The sequence below is a fragment of the Microbacterium sp. gxy059 genome (assembly GCF_050958665.1).
GTDB lineage: Bacteria > Actinomycetota > Actinomycetes > Actinomycetales > Microbacteriaceae > Microbacterium.
The window spans coordinates 124,012-144,011 of sequence record NZ_JAMXWT010000002.1; the positions used below are offsets into that span (position 1 = coordinate 124,012).

The 20,000-nt window shown below is 73.5% G+C and carries 23 protein-coding genes and 1 tRNA gene; 15 read left to right on the plus strand and 9 right to left on the minus strand.

Going from position 1 to position 20,000, the window contains the following annotated elements; genetic code table 11:
• The first annotated feature begins 9 nt into the window (after positions 1-9).
• From NHL53_RS02125 to NHL53_RS02140, 4 genes are all read left to right on the plus strand, one after another.
• Entirely contained in the window at positions 10-1,764 is a 1,755-nt protein-coding gene (locus NHL53_RS02125) for a DEAD/DEAH box helicase (RefSeq protein ID WP_433774680.1), read from the plus strand.
• Between the two features lie 132 nt (positions 1,765-1,896).
• Positions 1,897-2,985 carry a VIT1/CCC1 transporter family protein gene (locus NHL53_RS02130; protein ID WP_433774682.1) on the plus strand — a complete coding sequence of 363 codons (1,089 nt, stop codon included), beginning with the start codon at positions 1,897-1,899 and terminating at the stop codon, positions 2,983-2,985.
• A gap of 117 nt (positions 2,986-3,102) precedes the next feature.
• Positions 3,103-3,188 (plus strand) — tRNA-Leu (locus NHL53_RS02135).
• A gap of 161 nt (positions 3,189-3,349) precedes the next feature.
• The gene (locus NHL53_RS02140; protein ID WP_433774685.1) at positions 3,350-3,766 is read left to right on the plus strand and encodes a DMP19 family protein; all 417 of its coding nucleotides are present in this window, start codon (positions 3,350-3,352) and stop codon (positions 3,764-3,766) included.
• A gap of 199 nt (positions 3,767-3,965) precedes the next feature.
• Here NHL53_RS02140 and NHL53_RS02145 read toward each other — a convergent pair whose 3' ends face one another.
• The 6 genes from NHL53_RS02145 to NHL53_RS02170 form a co-directional block, all read right to left on the minus strand.
• The gene (locus tag NHL53_RS02145) at positions 3,966-4,478 is read right to left on the minus strand and encodes a DUF1648 domain-containing protein (protein WP_433774687.1); all 513 of its coding nucleotides are present in this window, start codon (positions 4,476-4,478) and stop codon (positions 3,966-3,968) included.
• Positions 4,479-4,625: 147 nt separating this feature from the next.
• Positions 4,626-5,048, minus strand: coding sequence for a hypothetical protein (locus NHL53_RS02150; RefSeq protein WP_433774689.1), 423 nt, complete (start codon positions 5,046-5,048; stop codon positions 4,626-4,628).
• An 8-nt stretch (positions 5,049-5,056) separates the two neighbouring features.
• On the minus strand, positions 5,057-5,503 hold the full coding sequence (locus NHL53_RS02155; protein ID WP_433774690.1) for a hypothetical protein: 447 nt from the start codon (positions 5,501-5,503) through the stop codon (positions 5,057-5,059).
• A 93-nt stretch (positions 5,504-5,596) separates the two neighbouring features.
• A complete protein-coding gene (locus NHL53_RS02160; RefSeq protein ID WP_433774692.1) occupies positions 5,597-6,811 on the minus strand; it encodes a CHAT domain-containing protein in 1,215 nt (404 codons plus the stop codon).
• Positions 6,805-8,388: a hypothetical protein gene (locus NHL53_RS02165; protein WP_433774694.1), complete on the minus strand. Its 1,584-nt coding sequence runs from the start codon at positions 8,386-8,388 to the stop codon at positions 6,805-6,807. Before NHL53_RS02165 ends, NHL53_RS02160 begins: the two co-directional genes overlap by 7 nt.
• The gene (locus NHL53_RS02170) at positions 8,385-8,642 is read right to left on the minus strand and encodes a hypothetical protein (protein ID WP_433774696.1); all 258 of its coding nucleotides are present in this window, start codon (positions 8,640-8,642) and stop codon (positions 8,385-8,387) included. The genes NHL53_RS02165 and NHL53_RS02170 overlap by 4 nt, the downstream gene beginning before the upstream one ends.
• A gap of 86 nt (positions 8,643-8,728) precedes the next feature.
• Between NHL53_RS02170 and NHL53_RS02175 the strand changes: the two genes are divergently transcribed.
• From NHL53_RS02175 to NHL53_RS02185, 3 genes are all read left to right on the plus strand, one after another.
• Positions 8,729-8,944, plus strand: a complete 216-nt coding sequence (locus NHL53_RS02175) for a hypothetical protein (protein WP_433774698.1) — start codon at positions 8,729-8,731, stop codon at positions 8,942-8,944.
• A 129-nt stretch (positions 8,945-9,073) separates the two neighbouring features.
• Complete coding sequence (locus NHL53_RS02180; RefSeq protein ID WP_433774700.1) at positions 9,074-9,790, plus strand: DUF1361 domain-containing protein; 717 nt, start codon at positions 9,074-9,076, stop codon at positions 9,788-9,790.
• A 22-nt stretch (positions 9,791-9,812) separates the two neighbouring features.
• On the plus strand, positions 9,813-10,247 hold the full coding sequence (locus NHL53_RS02185; RefSeq protein ID WP_433774701.1) for a hypothetical protein: 435 nt from the start codon (positions 9,813-9,815) through the stop codon (positions 10,245-10,247).
• An 11-nt stretch (positions 10,248-10,258) separates the two neighbouring features.
• Here NHL53_RS02185 and NHL53_RS02190 read toward each other — a convergent pair whose 3' ends face one another.
• Both NHL53_RS02190 and NHL53_RS02195 read right to left on the minus strand, forming a co-directional pair.
• Positions 10,259-10,573: a DMT family transporter gene (locus tag NHL53_RS02190; RefSeq protein ID WP_433774703.1), complete on the minus strand. Its 315-nt coding sequence runs from the start codon at positions 10,571-10,573 to the stop codon at positions 10,259-10,261.
• Complete coding sequence (locus tag NHL53_RS02195; RefSeq protein WP_433774705.1) at positions 10,570-10,959, minus strand: DMT family transporter; 390 nt, start codon at positions 10,957-10,959, stop codon at positions 10,570-10,572. The genes NHL53_RS02190 and NHL53_RS02195 overlap by 4 nt, the downstream gene beginning before the upstream one ends.
• Positions 10,960-11,034: 75 nt before the next feature.
• On the opposite strand from NHL53_RS02195, the gene NHL53_RS02200 reads away from it, so the two are divergent.
• Together NHL53_RS02200 and NHL53_RS02205 are read left to right on the plus strand one after the other, a co-directional pair.
• On the plus strand, positions 11,035-12,357 hold the full coding sequence (locus tag NHL53_RS02200; RefSeq protein ID WP_433774707.1) for a M20/M25/M40 family metallo-hydrolase: 1,323 nt from the start codon (positions 11,035-11,037) through the stop codon (positions 12,355-12,357).
• Positions 12,358-12,389: 32 nt separating this feature from the next.
• Positions 12,390-13,232 carry an undecaprenyl-diphosphate phosphatase gene (locus tag NHL53_RS02205; RefSeq protein ID WP_433774709.1) on the plus strand — a complete coding sequence of 281 codons (843 nt, stop codon included), beginning with the start codon at positions 12,390-12,392 and terminating at the stop codon, positions 13,230-13,232.
• Positions 13,233-13,254: 22 nt separating this feature from the next.
• Here the strand turns inward: NHL53_RS02205 and NHL53_RS02210 are convergent, their stop codons facing one another.
• Entirely contained in the window at positions 13,255-14,109 is an 855-nt protein-coding gene (locus NHL53_RS02210; protein WP_433774710.1) for a PAC2 family protein, read from the minus strand.
• Between the two features lie 103 nt (positions 14,110-14,212).
• Between NHL53_RS02210 and NHL53_RS02215 the strand changes: the two genes are divergently transcribed.
• The 6 genes from NHL53_RS02215 to tatC are packed head-to-tail and all read left to right on the plus strand — an operon-like array spanning position 14,213 to position 19,977.
• Entirely contained in the window at positions 14,213-14,908 is a 696-nt protein-coding gene (locus NHL53_RS02215) for an HAD family hydrolase (RefSeq protein WP_433774712.1), read from the plus strand.
• Positions 14,905-15,909, plus strand: coding sequence for a tRNA (adenine-N1)-methyltransferase (locus NHL53_RS02220; RefSeq protein WP_433774714.1), 1,005 nt, complete (start codon positions 14,905-14,907; stop codon positions 15,907-15,909). The genes NHL53_RS02215 and NHL53_RS02220 overlap by 4 nt, the downstream gene beginning before the upstream one ends.
• Before the next feature lie 9 nt (positions 15,910-15,918).
• On the plus strand, positions 15,919-16,851 hold the full coding sequence (locus NHL53_RS02225; RefSeq protein WP_433774716.1) for an FKBP-type peptidyl-prolyl cis-trans isomerase: 933 nt from the start codon (positions 15,919-15,921) through the stop codon (positions 16,849-16,851).
• Between the two features lie 34 nt (positions 16,852-16,885).
• Positions 16,886-18,865 (plus strand): helix-turn-helix transcriptional regulator, encoded by a 1,980-nt coding sequence (locus tag NHL53_RS02230; protein ID WP_433774718.1) that lies wholly within the window; start codon positions 16,886-16,888, stop codon positions 18,863-18,865.
• Positions 18,866-18,897: 32 nt separating this feature from the next.
• Positions 18,898-19,140 carry a twin-arginine translocase TatA/TatE family subunit gene (gene tatA, locus NHL53_RS02235; protein ID WP_433774720.1) on the plus strand — a complete coding sequence of 81 codons (243 nt, stop codon included), beginning with the start codon at positions 18,898-18,900 and terminating at the stop codon, positions 19,138-19,140.
• 6 nt (positions 19,141-19,146) lie between these two features.
• Positions 19,147-19,977, plus strand: coding sequence for a twin-arginine translocase subunit TatC (gene tatC, locus NHL53_RS02240; protein ID WP_433774722.1), 831 nt, complete (start codon positions 19,147-19,149; stop codon positions 19,975-19,977).
• The last annotated feature ends 23 nt before the right edge of the window (positions 19,978-20,000 follow it).

Genomic DNA, 20,000 nt, shown 5'->3' on the forward strand with positions numbered 1-20,000 from the left:
TGGACGCTCGTGGTTCTGAGTCCGTCCTTCCCCCAGAGAGCCCCGCGGGGCACCGCGGGCAGGCTGCGCGCCTGGCAGCAGGAGGCCCTCGACCAGTTCTTCGAGGCCGACAAGCGCGACTTCCTCGTCGCGGCGACCCCCGGCGCCGGCAAGACGACCTTCGCCCTCACCGTCGCGCGCGAGCTGAGGCAGCGCGGGGAGATCGACCGCGTCATCGTCGTGTGTCCCACCGAGCACCTCAAGACGCAGTGGGCCGACGCCGCCGCGCGCGTGAGCATCCGCCTCGATCCGACCTTCTCCAACAGCGCGCCCCACCTGGCGCGCCACTACCACGGCGCCGTCGTCACGTACGCGCAGGTCGCCGTGAAGTCCGCGCCGCACACGAAGCTCACGAAGGAGGGGCGCACGCTCGTCATCCTCGACGAGGTGCACCACGGCGGCGACGCGCTCAGCTGGGGCGACGCGATCCGCGACGCCTACACCCCGGCGAAGCGCCGGCTGCTGCTGAGCGGAACGCCCTTCCGCAGCGACGACGCGCCGATCCCGTTCGTCGAGTACGCGCCCGATGCGCAGGGCCTGCGCACGTCGGTCACCGACTACAACTACGACTACGGCCGCGCGCTCGCCGACGGCGTCGTGCGGCCCGTGCTGTTCCACGTCTACTCCGGCCACATGACCTGGCGCACGCGCGCCGGAGACGAGTACGAGGCGCACCTCGGCCAGGACAACACGAAGGACATCACGAGCCAGGCCTGGCGCACGGCGCTCGACCCCGAGGGCGACTGGATGCCCGCCGTGCTCCGCAGCGCCGATCAGCGCCTGTCAGAGATCCGCCACCACGTGCCCGACGCGGGCGGCCTCGTGATCGCCACGGATCAGCAGAACGCGCGCGCCTACGCCGAGATCCTGCGGCGCCTCACGGGGCAGCGGCCCACGGTCGTGCTCAGCGACGAGGCCGACGCGTCGAGCCGCATCGAGCAGTTCTCCCAGAACGCCTCCCGGTGGATGGTCGCCGTGCGCATGGTGTCGGAGGGCGTGGACGTGCCGCGCCTCGCCGTCGGCGTGTACGCGACGAGCTCCTCGACGCCGCTGTTCTTCGCCCAGGCGATCGGGCGCTTCGTCCGGGCTCGCCGCCAGGGGGAGGCCGCGAGCATCTTCCTGCCGCAGGTGCCGCAGCTGATGAGCCTCGCGAGCGAGATGGAGAAGCAGCGCGATCACGTGCTCGATCGTCCGAAGGGCGACGAGGACGGCCTCGACGACGGGCTCCTCGCCGAGGCGGAGCGCGAGGAGCGCGCCTCCGACGATCTCGCGCAGGACGAGGAGTTCTCGTTCCAGTCGCTGTCGTCGACCGCGCACTTCGACTCGGTCGTGTTCGACGGGCAGCAGTTCGGACAGCTCGCGGTGCCCGGATCCGAGGAGGAGCAGGAGTTCATCGGGCTACCGGGCCTGCTGGATCCCGAGCACGTGCACGACCTGCTCATGCAGCGCCAGGCGCGGCAGTCGAAGCACCGTCAGGCGCGGGAGGCTCAGGAGCAGCAGACGGGCGTCGAGCCGAGCCTGCCTGCGCCCCTGCATCGCACGCTGAAGGAGCAGCGCCAGCTGCTGAACAGCCTCGTCGGCGTCTACGCCAACCAGACGGGCGAGGCACACGGGCAGGTGCACGCCTGGCTGCGGCGCACGTGCGGAGGGCCCGCCGTCGCGCAGGCGACCGTCGCCCAGCTGCAGGCCCGCATCGACCTGCTGCGCAAGCGCGTGCGCCGCTGATCCCGGGCGCTCTTCGGCGCCCCGAAAAGCTTCGAATGCGGCTGACCGCGGCACGGCGGGCGGGGGCGTCGGCCTACGTTGGGTGAGGCCCCGCGGAGCATCCCGCGGGGCGAGCCACGACCCGGGAGCGACATGCCCACCCCCGCAGCAGACTCCGCACCCGCGACGGCATCCGACCGCCGCCGCTGGGCGCAGTACCTCGCAGACGAGCGCGCCGAGGGCGCCGTCTACCGCAGCCTCGCCGCGCGCCGCGCGGGGGAGGAGCGCGAGATCCTCCTCTCCCTCGCCGAGGCCGAGAAGCGGCACGAGGAGCACTGGCTGGGCCTGCTCGGCGGGGAGCCCCAGAGGATGCCGCGCGCCAGCCTGCGCTCGCGCTCCACGGCGTGGCTCGCGCGCCGCTTCGGGTCGATCTTCACGCTCGCGCTCGCGCAGCGCGCCGAGGCGCGCTCGCCGTACGACACCGACCCGCACGCATCGCCGGCGATGGCGGCCGACGAGAAGGTGCACCACGAGGTCGTGCGCGGGCTCGCCGCCCGGGGGCGACGCCGCCTGTCCGGCACGTTCCGCGCCGCCGTGTTCGGCGCCAACGACGGCCTCGTCAGCAACCTCGCCCTCGTGATGGGCATCGGCGCCACGGGCGTCGCGCCGCAGTTCGTGCTGTTCAGCGGCGTCGCCGGGCTCCTCGCGGGCGCGCTGTCGATGGCGGCGGGGGAGTTCGTCTCCGTGCGATCGCAGCGGGAGATGCTCGACTCGACGGAGCCGAGCGACTACGCCGACGCCGGTCTGCCCGACCTCGACCTCGACGCCAACGAGCTCGCTCTCGTCTATCGGGCGCGCGGCATGGGCCAGGACGATGCGCTCGAGCAGGCGAACCGCGTGCTCGCCCGCGCCCGCGCCGGCAAGACGCCCACCCGCCCGACGGCGATCGACGGACACGAGGTCGTGGGCGGCGCGTGGAAGGCGGCCGCGTCGAGCTTCCTGTTCTTCGCGGGGGGCGCGATCATCCCGGTGCTGCCGTGGATCTTCGGGCTGTCGGGCATCGCGGCGGTCGCGCTCGCGCTCGCCCTCGTCGGGCTGGCGCTCCTCGCGACGGGCGCGACGGTCGGCCTCCTGTCGGGGGCGGCGCCGCTGCCGCGCGCCCTGCGCCAGCTGGCGATCGGCTTCGGCGCCGCGGCGGTGACCTACGTGCTGGGCCTCGTCTTCGGCGTGTCGCTCGGCTGACGGGAGTGTGGCGCGCCCGGGATCCGCTCTGGTTCGCCCGCGCCCCGGAGGGGTGGTAATGTTTTCTCTTGGTTCGCCCCGCGGAACGAAACGGGAAGCGAGCGGACCACACCCAATGCGCGGGTGGCGGAATAGGTAGACGCGCTAGCTTGAGGTGCTAGTGCCCGTATTAGGGCGTGGGGGTTCAAGTCCCCCCTCGCGCACAGAGTTCGAAGGCCCCGGATCCTGATGGATCCGGGGCCTTCGGCGTTGGCGGGAGGTACCGCCGCGCTCAGCGTACGATCTGCGGAGGACGCCTGCTCACGTGCCGCACGGGGACGGCAGGCTGCGTGCAGGGCGCACCGAACGCCACGAGGAGCGCGAGATGGACACGGATCACCTGGAGAGCATCATCGACGCGTATCAGCGCGGCGAGGCCGATTCGGATGCGCTGCGGCATGCGGGAGCGCTCTTCGCGTTCGACGGGATCGCCGGGAACGGCGGCCTCGTGGGCGGCGCGATCGAGAACTGCTTCCACGCCGGTGATGAGGACACGCTGGTGCGGGACGCGGTCGAGGCGTTTCGCTGGTACGGCCTGGGCGACGTGGCCGACCTGATCGAGCGCGCTGACCGGGAGTACCGGCGCTTCCGGCCGACGGGCGGGGAGGACATCGACGAGGCCGACGAGAAGCTCTGGGACGAGCTCGACGAGCTCTACGAGGAGGTGGCGTCGGACGAGGCGATCGAGTCCGTCGTGCGTCGGCGGATCCCGGAGCTGTTCGTCGGCGACGCACCGCAGTAGCGGCGGGGGACTGCCGGCAAGGTCGCGGAGGCCGTCGGATCGGTCCAGGCCACCCGAGGCCGGCAGGGGTGCGTGGTGCTCAGGATGCTCTGGCCGATGCGGCTGGCGATATGCGCGACGCGTTCGGTTCCGTCCGGGCGGAGGCGGACAGCCGTATGCTGCGCTCGCGGCCACGCCAGCCCGATTCCGAGGCCCTCGCCTACGTCGTCCCCGCGACCCGGAGCGTGTCGATGAGAGCCCAGACCACCATCACGGCGAGCAGCGGGAGGGCGAGCACAGTGGCCGGCACGCCGAAGGAGCCGAGGACGAGGATCGCGTCGAGGCCGACGAGGAAGAGCAGGATGCGGACCATCATCCGCTCGCTGCGCCGATGGAACTCCTCCGCCTCGTCCTCCTCGACCCTCGGCGCGTTGTTGTGCAGGTCGGTGCGGCGCGACAGCCATGCGACGCCCACGATGACCGCGAGGAGGACCGCCCCGAGCAGCAGCGCGACCCAGCGCGGACCGAATCCGTCGGCCCGACCGAGAAGGTCGAAGTGCGTCGGGATCGTCGCGGGCAGGAACGGGAACCGGACGACGAGCGCGACGGAGAGCACCGCGGCGACGATGAGACCCCCGCGGCGGGCCGGAGGCACCCAGCGGATGCTCGTGAACCGATCGCGCCCCGCGTGCACGTGGTTCACGTGCCGGGGCGCGGGATCGCTCGGGGTCATGCGTCTTCCTCCTCGCCGGCGTGCGTCGCTCCCTCCACGGTAGGGCAAGGATCCGCGATGGTGCGTCCCGTCTGAGTCCCCAAGTCTTCGCGAAGTCCCCAGCCAATGGCGGGGGAATTCGCGAAGACTTGGGGACTTGTGGGGCGCTCACCCCAGCAGCAGCGCGTGGGGGTCGGCGGGGGAGACGCGGAACGGGAGCACGCGGCCCGGCTGCCAGTTCGGCAGGGCCGCCGCGGCGATCACCGTGCGGTACGCGGTCTCGTACGGCTCGCGGCCGTCGATGCGCACCTCGAGCCGCACGTCGTAGACCGTCGCGCCCTCGAACGCCTCCGCAGTCGGGGCGAGCGAGAGCACCCGCCCCGATGCGGCGAGGCCCCGCTGGTGGAAGGCGAGGTTCGCGAACGGATCCGGCACCGCGGCCCCGTACACTCCGCGCGACGCGTCTCGCGCGACGCGCGACCAGTGCTCGGCGGCGTCGGCCGACACCCGGATCGACTCCGCGATGTCCATGTGCCGCCGGTTCTCGCGCGCGACCGCCCAGAGCCGCCGCAGGTCGCGGAAGAGGCCCATCGGCCGGCTCAGCTCGTGAACGCGATGCGCTGGCGGTCGGCCGGATCCACGGCCACCGCGTGCGCGGATCCCGCGGCGTAGTTCGCGACGAACTGCGCCGGCACCATCTCGCGCTTGCGCACCGTGTAGGGCGCCTCGCCCGGCAGCGTCACCTCGACTTCGAGGAGGAACCACGCGTTGCCCGCCGTGCGCTCGCCCGTGTCCGTCGCCTGGACGATGACCGACTCGCCCGGCGCGCCGACGGCGATGATGCGGTTCAGCTCCCGCCCGTAGGCGTTCAGCTCATCGTGGTCGGCCTGCATCTGCGCCCCGACGGCCGGAGCGGTCGCCATCGTCGGCAGCGAGCCGTCGGTCCAGCCGGCCTGGGCCATCTGCTCCGCCGCGAGCCGCTGCGCCGCCTGCGCCTGAGCCGCCGCGTCGCCGGCCGCCTTCTTCGCTCGGTCGAACAGTCCCATGATCCGCTTCCTCTCGGTTCCGCCGGGCGCGGGTGCGTCCGGCGGAACCAGCCTCGCGGCGCCCTGCGCCTCCCGATCACGGATTCGGCGGCGTCAGGGCGCCCACGCCGTCGTGAACGCGGCCCAGAGGAGGGGCGAGCGCGCCGGATCCCCCGTTGCCGCCCACTGCTCGGCCTGTGCGCGCTGCCATGCGCCGAGCGCGGCCACCGGATCCGGGCGATCCTGCGCGTCGTCGACCGCGCGCACGGCCTCCGAGAACGCGAGGACGGGCGACCCCGTCGCCTGGGCGATGCCCGCGTCGGTCGGCAGCGTCCACCGCGCGGCCGCGACGTGCTCGGTACCGCGGCGCACGAACGCCGACACGAGGCCAGACGGCTCGACGAACCCGTGATCGCCGCCCGACGCGCACGCGAGGAGCGCGACGCGTGCCGGGGCGCGCCACGGGCCGTCCCGATCGCCGTGCACGATGTCGGCGGCGCTCAGCGGGCGGTGCGCCCCGACAGGCTCGGCCCGCCCGGGCGCGTCCGCCGCATCCGAGAGGTGCAGACGTACGTCGAGGCCGTGCGCAGCGCCCGAGACGTGACCGACGTAGAGCAGGCGCCCTGCACCCTCCAGCATCACGCGCAGCCGCGTGCGGTCGAGCGCGCCGCCGACCGCCGGATCCGGGCCGCGAAGGCGGGCGCCGAGCCGCTCGACGACCTCCCGGATGGGGCCGGCCGACGGATCCAGCACCCGCCCGAGCACATCGCCGGGGATCGCGGGATCCAGCGCCGCGACGACGGGCGCGCCGGCCCGGAAGCGCGACACCCGCCGACCCCGTGCGTTCCGCACCGGGGCGGGCGGCAAGAGCGACACGTCGGCCTCGTGCACGAAGCGGCGTCCGTCGTCGACGAGGAGCGCCTCCCACGGCACGAGGGCGACCGACCGCGACGGCTGGATGCGCACGTGCGGGCGCTCGCCGTGGAGGAGCACCGCGTTGAGCTCCGCGCCGAGACGCGCCGGGATCAGCGCCCCCGCGAGCGAGGTCGCGAGATCCGACTCGCGGGCGGGATCCCCGAATGGGCCGTCGACGGCGCGCTCCAGCGCCCGCGCTACGTCCTCGTCGGGCCGCGGGGTGGGCACGGCCCCCGCCAGCGCGTCGAGGGCCGGCTGCACGGCCTCGCGGGGGATCGCGACGGCCCGGGGCCTGGCGATGTCGTCCTCCCAGCGCCACGTCGCATACAGGTCGCCCGCGTCGACGAAGGAGAGCTGCACGCGCGGCGACCCGGGCCGAGGGATGCCCGTCGTAGCGATCCGGTCCGTCACCACGCGACGACCTCCTCGTCGGCGCGCACGCGGAGGCCGTAGCGGTCCTGGGCGATCGCGATCCACCCGTCGAGCTCGCCGCCTTCGGGCAGGGCGCGGATCCGGGGCGGGAGGTCGGCGCCGTCCCACCCGGACGACCCCGTGGAGGGATCCCCGCCCGCCGTCAGCGAGAACGCGCCCGCGAACGGCGACGCCGGGTGCGCCGCGACCCCGACGGTGGGACGCGTCGGCGCGGGGGAGAGATCGGGCGACGCCGCGGCGAACGCGAGCAGCTCGATGACGAGCACGGGGCGGGGGAGGCGCTGCGGGATCCCGAGCGCCGCGCTCAGCGCGACCGTCGCGACCTCCGAGATCCATCGCTCGCGCACCGCGCCCGGCGGGAAGCCCGCGCGCATCGCGTCGGACGCGAGCGCGGCGGGCAACGCCAGGTCGAGCGCCTGTTCGAGACGCCGTCGCGCGTCGTCCGGGCGGATCGCGGCCGCGGCGGCGGCGTGGGCGATCACCGCGCGGCGCGTGTCGATGCGCGCGGCCTCGTGGGGGAGCCCGCGATCCGCGGCCTGCTCGCGGGCGCGCACGAGGTGCCCCTCGGCCTCGTCGAACCGGTGCGCCCGCGCCGCGATCTCCCCGAGCAGCACGAGCGTCTCGACCTGCGCGGCCCTGTCGCCCTGCGCCTCGGTCTCCCGGAGCGCCTCCTCGGCGAGAGCCTGGGCGGCGGCCAGCTGCCCTCGCGCGACGAGCGTCGCCGCGCGCCCGTACCGGGTGTGCGCGGCGCGCCGGGGGAGCCCGCCGCGCGCGTATCCCGTCTCCGCCCGGGCGAACAGCTCCTCGGCGGCCTCGACGTCGCCCTGATCGATCAGCAGCCGCGCGAGCCCCTCGTCGGCGCTCGCCGCGGAGGCCCGATCCGTCGCCTGCAGGCCGCGGGCGAGCTGCGCGTGCTGGCGGGCGCCGGCCGAGTCGCCCGTGCGCTGGGCGACCGCCGAGAGCCCGGCCACGGCGTGCGCGGCGAGGCGGGGGTCGTGGGCGAGGGCGGCGTCGAGCGCGCGCCGGAAGGCGTCTTCGGCCGCGGCGAGCCGGTCGAGGGCGAGGAGCGCGTTCGCCCGCGTCGTGATCAGGGAGATCGTCAGGAGCGGCGGGGAATCGGCGTCGAGCGCGGACTCGGCGGCGTCGAGATCCGCGAGCCCGTCGTCGTGGGCGCCGACGAGCGCGTGCGTCTGCGCGCGCCCGATGAGGCAGGCCGCCCGCGCATCGGCCGACCGCCGCGCGTCGCCGAGGTCCCGCTCCGCGCGCAGGAAGAGCGCGACGGCGTCGCCTGCGAAGCGCAGCGACGCATCGAGGTCGCCGCGCGCCTCCGCGATCGCCGCGAGGTTCGTCGTCGCCCTGGCGCGGATGTCGAGCCCGACCGCGTCGACGTCGCCCGCGACGGCGGAGAGGATCCGGATCGTCTCCTGCTCCGCCGCGGCCGGGCCGCCGCCTCTGAGCGCCTGCGCCATCTCGTCGAAGAGCGGCTCGACGTGTCGCCAGCGGTCGGGGAGACCGCCGGGCCCGCGCAGCCCGACGAGCGCCTCCGCGTCGCCGCTCATCGCCGCGTCGCGGCCTCGCGCTCGGCCGCCGTCGCGAGGGGAGCGCCCGGCGCGAGTCCCGCGCGGGCCGCCGCGAGGAGCGCCTCGACGTCGGCGGCCCCTCCGTCGCCGAAGCCGGGGGAGGAGACCCGGAGCACGCGCTGCTCGGGGCGGGCGAGCAGGATCCGGGACGAGCCGGGAACCCTCACGACGAACCGCGCGCGCTCCGGGGCGAGGGCGACGCCGACCCCGCCGAGGTGCAGGCGGTCCTGCACCGCGTGCGGCTCGCGCAGGGGCTGCTCACCCCCCCCCCAAGCAGCTCCGCATCGCCGAGGAGCGGGTCGACGCCCAGGCCGTCGTGATGGAGATGCGGTCGACGGGCGAGGTGCGCCGCGGCTCGGCCGTCGTCGACCTCCTGCTCCGGGTGACGCGGCCAGACGGCTCGACGTACGACGCACGGGTCGAGAAGGCGCTCCCGGCCGTGGCGCTCGCCGACGTGCGGCCGGGCGCCGTGCTCGCGGCGAAGTACCTGCCCGAGGCGGAGCACGACGTGTCGATCGTCGTCCGCGCGGCGTGAGGGCGGGACACCCCCGGGCCTCAGTCTCCACGTCTTCGACATGTCCGCTGCCATTGGCGGAGGACTTGTCGAAGACGTGGGGACGTGTGCGTCGCGGGACGGAGCGCCGCGCTCCTCTAGGCTGAGAGCGTGCTGCTGCTGTTCCTCGGCGCGGTCGCGTTGAACCTCTACGCCGCGATCCTCGTCGTCCTGCGCGCCGTCGTCTACCGCACGCGCCTGTACCGGCCGATGCTCTGGAACATCGCCCTGTCGATCCTGCCGGTGCTCGTGCTCGTCGGGGGCATGCTCGTGTGGGTGGCCACGGCCGTCGTGGCCCCGCCGCTCGCGATCGCGGCCCTCGTCGTCGCCGGGCTCGCGTGGCTGCTCGCGCTGCCGAACGCGAGCTACCTCATCACGGAGCTGAACTTCTCGCACCGCCCGCAGGGCGAGGAGAGGGTGCCGCTCTGGTACGACATCATCCTCGTCATCACCCTCGCGATGTCGGGGGTCGTCAACACCGTGCTGAACGTGTTCCTCGTGCACGCCTTCTACGCGATCGTCTTCATGGACGACGGCCGCGCCTTCGCGGACGCGCGGGTGCTCGGCGCCGTCGGCATCGTGATGCTCCTGCTCGGGTTCGGTATGTACCTGGGCCGCTACCTCCGGCTCAACAGCTGGGACGTGAAGCACCCCGCGTCGTTCGCGCACAAGGTGATCGACCACTTCCGCACGGGCGCGAACGTCTGGGCGTGCCTCGGCTTCACCCTCACCTACGCGCTGTTCCTCGCCATCATCTACGTCGTCGTCGCGGGCCCGCTCATCGAGGGGCTCATCCGCCTCGGCGACGCCGTCACCGTCACCGGGTGATCCCCGAGAGAGAAGGAGCGCGATGACCGCGTCGCACGTCCACGACCGGGCCGACTGGCACCTCGACGAGGACTTCCCCGACGACCTGCCTGCCCGGGCGGCGACCACCCACATCGGGATTTTCCTCGGCTGGGTCGTCGCCCGCGGGCTCGAGAGCGACGCCTGGCGTGCGGAGGCGGCGCAGGAGATCGCCCGCGTGCGGGAGGGGACGGCGCAGGGATCCGCGCTCCTCGCGCTCGCCGACGACGCCCTGAGCGACGACCTCCTCGGCGCCGAGGCCGCGGCGTTCGCCCGCGACTACTACGCGCAGCAGTACCTCGACGACTACGTCGACCTGTCCGACGACGCGCTGCCGACGATCTACCACGAGCCGGACACGGCCGCGAAGCAGGAGCAGGTGTCGGAGATCCTCGACGCGCGCCTCGCCGTATGGCGCTCGCGCGGCGGCAGGGGCTGAGCCCGGCCCGCTCAGCCGATCTCGACGAGCACGACCCCGATCACGATGAGCGCGATGCCGAGGAGCATCCGCTTCGTCAGCGGATCCCGCCAGATGGCGCGGGCGAGCAGCGCCACCATCGCGACGCCGGTCGCGCTCCAGATGCCGTAGGCGACGCCGACGGGCATCCCCGCGGCGAGCGCGAAGCCGAGGAACGTGAAGGCCGCGCCGTAGCCGAGGGCGACGGGGATGAGCCAGAGCCGCCTGCGCATGCCGTCAGAGGCGCGCAGGCTGAGCGTCGCCAGCAGCTCGAACGCGATTGCGCCGGCCAGCCACAGCCAGGTCACGAGGCCGACGCCCTCGCCTCGCCCGACGGAGCCCCCGTCTCGACGATCACGACCCCGATGACGATCGCGGCGATGCCGACGATCGCCGTCGCGCTGAGGGCCTCGCCGAACAGCCAGGCGCCGAGGATCGCCGTGAGCGCGACGCCGAGAGCCGCCCACACGCCGTAGGCGACGCCCACCGGCATCCCCGCGCGCAGCGTCAGCCCGAGCATCGCGAACGCCGCGATGTAGGCGACGGCGACCAGGCCGACCCATGCGGGGTGGTCGAGCACGGCGCGCAGCGCCATCGTCCCCGTGACCTCGGCGACGACCGCGCCGACGAGGAGCGCCCACGTGCGCCCCGCCCCCGCGGATCCCCTGCTCTGCGTTCGCGTCCCTCCTGTCACGTCCGCGAGGCTAGCGAACGCGGCGGAGCGTCCGGTGGACGCCGGACCTCGAGGGCCGCCCGGTAGCGTGGGGACATGGCAGAAGAGCACGGCACAGGCGACGCCGCGGCGGACGCCCTCCCCGAGGTCGCCCGGATCGCCCGCGACCTCATCCGGATCGACACGACGAACTACGGCGGGGGAGACGCGAAGGGCGAGCGGGAGGCCGCGGAGTACGTCGGCGCCCAGCTCGAGGCGCTGGGGCTCGAGGTCGCCTCCTACGAGCCGGTGCCGCGCCGCACGAACGTCTGCGCGCGCGTGAAGGGACGCAACCCCGATCGTCCCGCTCTCGTCCTGCACGGCCACCTCGACGTCGTGCCCGCGATCGCCGAGGACTGGAGCGTCGACCCCTTCGCGGGCGTCGTGCGCGATGGGATGCTCTGGGGGCGCGGCGCCGTGGACATGAAGAACATGGACGCCATGATCCTCGCCTCGGTCGCCGACCTCATCCGCTCCGGCGAGCAGCCCGACCGCGATCTCGTCCTCGCCTTCTTCTCCGACGAGGAGAACGGCGGCGTGGAGGGATCCGCGCGGGTCGTCGAGGACCGTCCCGAGTGGTTCGCGGGGGCGACGGAGGCGATCAGCGAGGTCGGCGGCTACTCGATCCCCGTGGGCGACGACTCCGCCTACCTCCTGCAGGTGGGGGAGAAGGCGCTCCTCTGGATCACGCTCACGGCGAGGGGCCGCGCGGGGCACGGCAGCCGCGTGCACCCCGACAACGCCGTCACGCGCCTGGCCGAGGCCGTGGCCGCGCTCGGCCGCACCGCCTGGCCCGTCGAGCTGACCGACACGACGCGCCAGCTGCTCGCCGGCATGTCCGAGATCTGCGGCGACGCGACGGGCGACCCCGACACGATCGCCCGCGCGGCGGGTCCCGCCGAGGCCTTCCTCGCCTCCACATGGCGCACGACGGCCAACCCGACCGGCGCGACGGCCGGCTACAAGCACAACGTCATCCCCGACCGCGCGACCGCGACGCTCGACGTGCGCGTCCTCCCCGGCACGGAGGACCGCGTGCTGGCCGAGATCCAGCGCATCGTGGGCGACGACATCGAGATCGGGATGTTCCACCGCGACATCGGGCTCGAGCTGCCGTTCGAGGGGGAGCTCGTCGACAAGATGGTGCGGGCGATCGGACGCCACGACCCGGGCGTGCCGGTGCTGCCGTACCTGCTCGGAGCGGGGACGGACAACAAGGCCCTCGCGACCATCGGGATCGCCGGATACGGCTTCGCACCGCTGAGGCTTCCCCGTGAACTCGACTTCACCGGCATGTTCCACGGCGTCGACGAGCGCGTCCCCGTGGATGCTCTGGTGTTCGGCCAACGCGTCCTGACGGATCTCATCCGCAGCGCCTGACCCTCCAGACAACGACAGAAAGCACGCATTCCATGCAGATCATCGAGGCGATCATCCTCGGTCTCGTCCAGGGCCTGACGGAGTTCCTCCCCATCTCGTCGAGCGCGCACATCCGCATCGTGGGCGAGTTCCTCCCGTCGGCGGCCGACCCCGGCGCGACGTTCACCGCGATCACGCAGATCGGCACCGAGCTGGCCGTCGTCGTCTACTTCTGGGGCAAGATCGTGCGGATCGTGCGGCAGTGGGCGCTCTCCCTGGTCGGCAGGGTGCCGCGCAGCGACCCCGACGCGCGCATGGGGTGGCTCGTGATCCTCGGATCCGTGCCCATCGGGATCCTCGGCTTCACGCTGCAGGACTACATCCGCGACACGTTCCGCAACCTCTGGGTCGTCGCGGCCGTCCTCATCGTGTTCGGCATCATCCTCGGCGCCGTCGACCGCGCGGCGCGGCGCGACCGCGAGATGGACGACGTCACCTATCCGCACGGCCTCGCGATCGGCGTCGCCCAGGCGCTCGCCCTCGTGCCCGGCGTGTCGCGCTCCGGCGCGACGACGACCGCGGCCCGCGCGTTCGGCTACACGCGCACCGCCGCGGCGGAGTTCGCGTTTCTCCTCGCCGTGCCCGCCGTGTTCGGATCGGGCCTGTACGAGCTGAAGCACGGGCTCGAAGAGGGCAGCGCGGGACCGTACGGCTGGGCGGGGACGATCGCCGCCACGCTCGTGGCCGGGGTCGTCGGGTGGCTCGTCATCGCCTACCTCATGCGCTACCTGAAGACGGGCAGCTTCCTGCCGTTCGTGGTCTACCGGATCGCGCTCGGCGCCGTCGTCATGGTGCTGCTCGCGATGGGCGTGCTGACGCCCTACGGCACGGCCTGACCGCGCGCGTCGCGCCCTCCGCTCAGGCCGGAGGGCGCCCCTTGCCCGGGTCGTCGCGCAGGTAGCGCTCGAACGCCTGGGCGATCGCGTCGCCCGACGCCTCGGGGGAGTCCCACGCGTCGCGCGCCTCCTCCAGCTGGCGGATGTAGTCGGACATCTCGTCGTCGTCCGCGGCGGCGATGTCGACCGTGGCCTCCCACGCCGCGGCCTCCGTGGGCAGCGTGCCCGGGTCGACCTCCCGCGCGGTGAGGTCGCCGAGGCGCTCGACGAGCGCGAGGGTCGCCTTGGGGGAGGGCGTGGTGCCCGCCACGTAGTGGGGAACGCTCGCCCACATGGTCGCCGTGGGGATGCCGGCGTCCTCCGCCGCGGCCGACAGCACGCCGAGGATCCCCGTGGGGCCCTCGTAGCGGCTGCGCTCGAGCTCGAGCTGGTTGCGCAGGAGGGCGTTGTCGGTCGAGGTGTGCACGGCGATCGGACGCGTGTGCGGCACGTCGCTCATCATGGCGCCGATCGTGATGAGGCCCGTCACGTCCTCCGCGAGGAGCGCGTCGACGAACTCCGACGTGAAGCTGCGCCACGCCCGCGCCGGCTCGACGCCCGAGAGCGTCCAGAACCCCTCGGGGGCCTGCGGGCGGTGCAGGGTCGCCTCGGGCCAGTCGACGACCCTCCTGCCCTCGCCGTCGAGCCGCAGAGCGGGGCGCGTGTACTGGTAGTCGAAGAACAGCTCCGGATCGACCGCGGCGACGAGCTCGTGAGGCTGGGCGGCGCGGAGCGCCGTGACGACGCCGCTCGCGGCCTCGCCCGCGTCGTTCCAGCCGTCGAAGGCGGCCACCGCGATCCGCGGTCCGAACGCCTGCTGCGTCGTGCTCTCCTCCACCGGGCTCCCTCCTGGTCGGGCGTCACCCCAGGGTAGTCCCCGGCGCCTCGCCCGGGGCCGCCCGCGGGCGAGGCGCCCAGGCTCCCGCCCTTAGGCTGGTCGGGTGACTCCCCGCGAAGCCCCCGCCCCCGAGGCCGTCCTGTGGGACATGGACGGAACCCTCGTCGACAGCGAACCGTACTGGATGGCCGCGGAGGGGCCGCTCGTCGAGAGCTTCGGCGGCACGTGGACCCACGACGACGCCCTCCGGCTCGTCGGCAGCGACCTCGAGGGATCCGCGAGGATCCTCCAGGGCGCCGGGGTCCGGATGGGCGTCGAGGAGATCATCGAGCACCTCACGGACGAGGTCCTGCGCCAGATGTCCGAGCAGGGCGTCCCCTTCCGCCCCGGGGCGAAGGAGCTCCTGCGCAGCCTCCGCGCCGCCGGCGTGCGCACCGCGATCGTCACCATGTCGCGGCACCGCATGGCGCAGAGGGTCGTCGAGCTCATCGACTTCGACGCGTTCGACGCCGTCCTGGGGGGCGACGACGTGCCGCGTCCCAAGCCGTTCCCCGACCCGTACCTGGCGGGCGCCGAGGCCCTGGGCGTCGACATCGCGCGATGCGTCGCGATCGAGGACTCGCCGACCGGCCTGCGTGCCGCGGTCTCGTCGGGTGCGGTGTCTCTCGGCGTCCCCCACCTCGTCTCCCTCGACGGCCTGGGCGCCGACGCCCTGTGGCCGAGCCTCGAGGGCGCGGACGCCGAGGCGATCGGCGCGCTCTGGCGCGGCGCGCGCGTCGGCGAGGGGGCCGGGCGGTGACGGGGGCGACGCCCCGCGGTCCGTTCCGGTACGGCGACCGCGTGCAGCTGACGGGGCCGAAGGGCAAGCTGCAGACGATCACGCTCCGCGAGGGCGGCGAGCTGCACACCCATCTCGGCGTGCTCAGGCACGACGAGATCGAGGGCCGGCCGGACGGGTCGGTCGTGCGCAACAGCGGCGATCACGAGTTCCTTGCGCTCCGTCCGCTGCTGCGCGACTTCGTCATGTCGATGCCCCGCGGGGCGGCGATCGTCTACCCGAAGGACGCCGCGCAGATCGTGCAGCAGGCCGACATCTTCCCCGGCGCGGTCGTCGTCGAGGCGGGCGTCGGATCCGGGGCGCTGTCGATGTCGCTGCTGCGGGCGGTCGGATCCTCCGGGCGCCTCATGTCGTTCGAGCGCCGGATGGAGTTCGCCGAGGTCGCGCAGGCGAACGTCGAGACCTTCTTCGGCGAGCTGCCGGAATGGTGGTCCCTCCACGAGGGGGACCTCGCCGAGGCGCTGCCTCGCGACGTCGAGGACGGGGCCGTCGACCGGGTCGTGCTCGACATGCTCGCCCCTTGGGAGGTGCTGCCGGCCGTGAGCGACGCGCTGGCGCCCGGCGGCGTCGTGCTCTGCTACGTGGCGACCGCGACCCAGCTGAGCCGGATCGCGGAGTTCCTGCGCGGGATGGGGAGCTTCACCGAGCCCGAGGCGACCGAGACGATGGTGCGCGGATGGCACGTCGACGGCCTCGCCGTGCGCCCCGACCATCGCATGGTCGGGCACACGGGCTTCCTCATCACGGCCCGCAAGCTCGCCCCCGGCTCCATCCCGCCCGAGGTGAGGCGCCGCGCGTCGAAGCGCAGCTACGGCGACGAGGACCAGGAGATCTGGACGCCGGGCGCCGTCGGCGACAGGGAGATCACCGACAAGAACCTCCGCAAGCGGATCCGCGAGGCCGAGAGGGCCGCCGACGGCGCGCGGCACGCCGCGGCGCTGCGTGCGCGCGACGACGCTTAGACTGTTCCGGTGCGTAAGACGACTGCTGTGGCCGGAGTGCTCGGCCTGACCGCCCTCGCTCTCGTCGGCTGCTCGTCGCAGCCGCTGACACCCGAGGGGTGCGGCCGCGTCGCCGACTCCGCGCCCTCGGTCATGGGCGCGGTCGACGCATCGGGGGCCTCGACCAGCGTCCCCCAGAGCTTCGTGGCCGACGAGGCCGCCCACCTCGACCTGGAGGAGGGCGCGGGCGCCGTCATCGAGTCGATCGATCAGGCGGCCGTCGTCGACATCTCGCTCGTCGACGCCGCGACCGGCGCCGAGCTGCCCTACGTCGTCACGGAGGGCGACGAGACGAAGGTGGTCCCGCTCTCCGCCCTGACCGCGCAGATGCCCGGGCTCGAGCCGGCTCTCGCCTGCGCGGGCGAGGGATCCCGCTTCGTCGCCGCGCTCGGCGACGGCGGCATCGACGAGGCGCTCGCGGCGCAGCTGCAGCAGGCGGGCCTGTCCGGAGACGCCTCGCGCATGCTCGCCGTGGTGGACGTGCACCGCGTGCTTCCTGGCGCGGCCGACGGCTCGCCCGTCTACAACGCGGGCCACGGTCTTCCCTCGATCGTCCGCAGCCCCGAGGGCGTGCCGGGCGTCGTCGTCCCCGATGCGGCGGCGCCGACGTCGACGGCCGTCGAGACGCTCCTGAAGGGCGACGGTCCGGCCCTCGCCGAGGGCGACGTCGTGACGCTCCACGTGCAGAGCGTCGACTGGACCTCGCGCAGCGTCGGCACCTCCACGTGGACGCGCGAGTCGCCGGCCACCGCGCCGCTCGCCGAGATCGGACTCCCCGAGGAGGTCGTCTCTGCGCTCGACGGTGCGACGGTCGGATCGCAGGTCCTCGTGGTCGTCCCCGACGGCGAGAGCGGTGCGACGATCTGGGTGGTCGATCTGCTCGGGGCGGCCGCCGCGAGCTGAGCGGGGAGTCCCGCGCGAGCGATCAGGAGGCGCAGTGAGCGATCGGATCCCCGCGGAGGAGCGGCTGATGAACCTCACGGTCGCGCTGCTCGGGACCGAGGTCGGCCTCACCCGGCAGCAGATCTTCGACAGCGTGTCGGGGTTCTTCGAGCGCGCGGACGCCGGGACGGGCAGGGAGGCGCTCGAGCGGATGTTCGAGCGCGACAAGGAGACCCTCGTCTCCCTCGGCATGCGCATCGAGGTCATCGGAGACCCGGCGAACCCGCAGGATCTGCGGGGCGCGCGCTACCGCATCCCGCGCGAGGACAACGCCCTCCCCGACGACATCGACTTCGCGCCGGACGAGCTCGCGCTGCTGAGTCTCGCGGCGGAGGCGTGGGGCGAGGCGGCGATGTCGGGCGAGGCGCGCGCCGCGCTGCGGAAGATCCGCGCCCTCGGCATCGACGTCGACGAGCCGATCCTCGGGTTCGCTCCGCGCCTCGCGGTGCGCGAGACCGCGTTCGGGCCGCTGCAGCAGGCGATCGACGCCGCGCGGGTCGTGCGGTTCTCCTACCTCAATCCGGGGCGGTCGGAGGCTCTGGCGCGCGTCGTGCGGCCGCTCGCACTGGTGCAGTTCGAGGGGCGCTGGCACCTGCGCGCCTGGGACGAGGAGCGCCGAGCGGCGCGCACCTTCCTCCTCCGCCGCATCACGAGCGACGTCGCCGATGCGGGACGCGGCTTCGATCCGGCCGAGCGATCCGGCGCCGCGGATCGGGCGATCGCCGATCTCGCGGCCCTGGCCCGTCGACAGAGCGCCCTCATCGAGGCGTCGCCCGGATCGGAGGCCGAGCTGCGGCTGCGCCGTCGGGCGACCCGCGAGAGCGACGGCGCGCTCGCCGTGCCGTACGTCGACGAGGAGGTTCTGGCCGACGAGATCGCCTCCTACGGCCCGGAGGCCAGGGTCGTCGCCCCCGGCGGGCTGCGCGACCGGGTGATCGCCCGGCTGCGGGGCGTGCGGGCGGCGCACTCGGGCGCGGCGGACGCGGCCGACCTCCAGATCGAGCCCGCGCGCCGGCGCCGGCGCACCCCCCTCGCGTCGTCGGATCGCGTGCGCATCTACCTGACGCTCGTCCCCTGGCTGCTCGAGCGGGGCGACGCCCCGCTCGCCGAGGCGGCCGCGGCGTTCGACGTCGCGGAGCGGGAGATGCGCGTCATGATCGAGCGGCTCGCTCTCGTCGGCGAGCCCGCCCGCGGCATGTACACGGGCGACATGTTCGACATCGACTGGGATCTCCTCGACGAGCGCGGCATCATCCGGCTCACGCACGCCGTGGGCATCGAGCGGGTGCAGCGGCTCACGACCCGCGAGGCCGCCGCCCTCATCGCCGGCCTGCAGCTGGTCCAGGCGCTGCCCGGCGTCGACGCGGCGCGGATCGCGGCGCTCCGCGACAAGCTCGGCCGCGGCTCGTCGGCGATGCCGGCCGAGCCCGTCGTCGTGCCGACGGAGATCGACGAGCTGCGCACCGACCTCACGCGCGCGGTTGCCGAGCGGCGCGTCGTGCGCTTCTCCTACCGCCCGCTCCGGGGCGACCGCGCCGACAGGGCCGTCGATCCGTCCGGGCTCCTCCTCGCCGACGGCGAGTGGTATCTGCAGGGGTGGTGCCACCTGCGCCGCTCCGTGCGGACGTTCCACCTCGAGCGGATGAGCGAGGTGGCCGTGACCGAGGAGCCCGCCGCCCGCACCGAGCGCATCCGGGCCTCGATGTTCCAGCCGGCGGACGACGACGAGATCGCGATCCTCCGCTTCCCGACCGCGATGCGCCCCGTCGTCGCGGACTTCCTCGAGCATGCCGAGGAGGACGCGCGCGGGGAGCGCACCATCGCGCGGCTCCCGGTCGGCGACGCGCGGGTCCTCAAGCGGCTCGCGGGCCGCGGCGGGGGAGCGATCGAGGTGCTCGCCCCGGCCGCCGCGCGAGAGGCGGCGAGAAACTGGGCCGCGGATGGGGAGACACTGCAGATCGCGGCGTTAGACTGACCGCACCATCTCTCTCGACGACCGGAGAAATCATGCCTTTCGGGAACGCCGGCATCTGGCAGATCCTGCTGATCCTCGTGATCATCCTCCTCATCTTCGGGGCCTCCCGCCTTCCGGCGCTCGCGAAGAGCATCGGCCAGTCGGCTCGTGCCTTCAAGGGAGAGATGAAGCAGCTCAAGGACGACGACGGCAAGACGGAGAGCACCGAGGCTCCCTCCGCCGAGACGTCGAACGGGCGCGGGTCGTCCGATACGACGCCCGACGCCAAGCCCTAGCCCGACGTGGCACGTCCCCGCCGCGGCGCGGGCGCATCCGCCGATCCCGACCTCCCCCGCGAGCGGCGGATGACGCTCATCGAGCACCTGAAGGAGCTCCGCAAGCGCCTCACGATCGCCGCCGTCGGCCTCATCGTCGGAATGATCGCGGCCTTCCTCATCACCGACTGGGTGATCATGTGGCTCGGGTATCCGATCGAGCAGGTCGCCGACAAGCTCGGCGACGACTCCATCCGCCTGCAGTACACGACCGTCACCGGGCCGTTCAACATGCGGATGCAGATCTCGTTCGCCATCGGCCTCATCATCTCCGCGCCCGTGTGGCTCTGGCAGATCTGGGCGTTCATCATGCCCGGGCTGAAGAAGCGCGAGGTCTGGTACACGGTCGGGTTCATGGCCGCCGCGATCCCGCTGTTCTTCGGCGGCGTGGCGGTCGCGATCATGCTGCTGCCCAACATCATCACGATCATGTCCTCGTTCATGCCAGACACCCATGTCGCCGGGCAGTTCTACGAGGCGGACAAGTACTACAGCTTCGTTTTCAAGACGCTGACGGTGATCGGCGTCTCGTTCGTGCTGCCCGTCTTCCTCGTGGCTCTCGATCTCGCGCAGGTCATCACGGGCAGGCAGGTGTTCCGCGCCTGGCGCTGGGCGCTCATCATCTCGCTCGTCATCGGCATGTTCGCCTCTCCGCCCGCCGACATAGTGACGATGGTGCTCGTCGCCGGGATCATGTTCGGCCTCTACGCGGCCGCGGGGATCGTCTGCCTGATCTTCGACCGGGTGCGCCGCAGGAGGGATCCGGACACGTACGTCGATCTCGACGCCGCATCCTGAGCGCGTCCGTCCCCCTCGCCCTC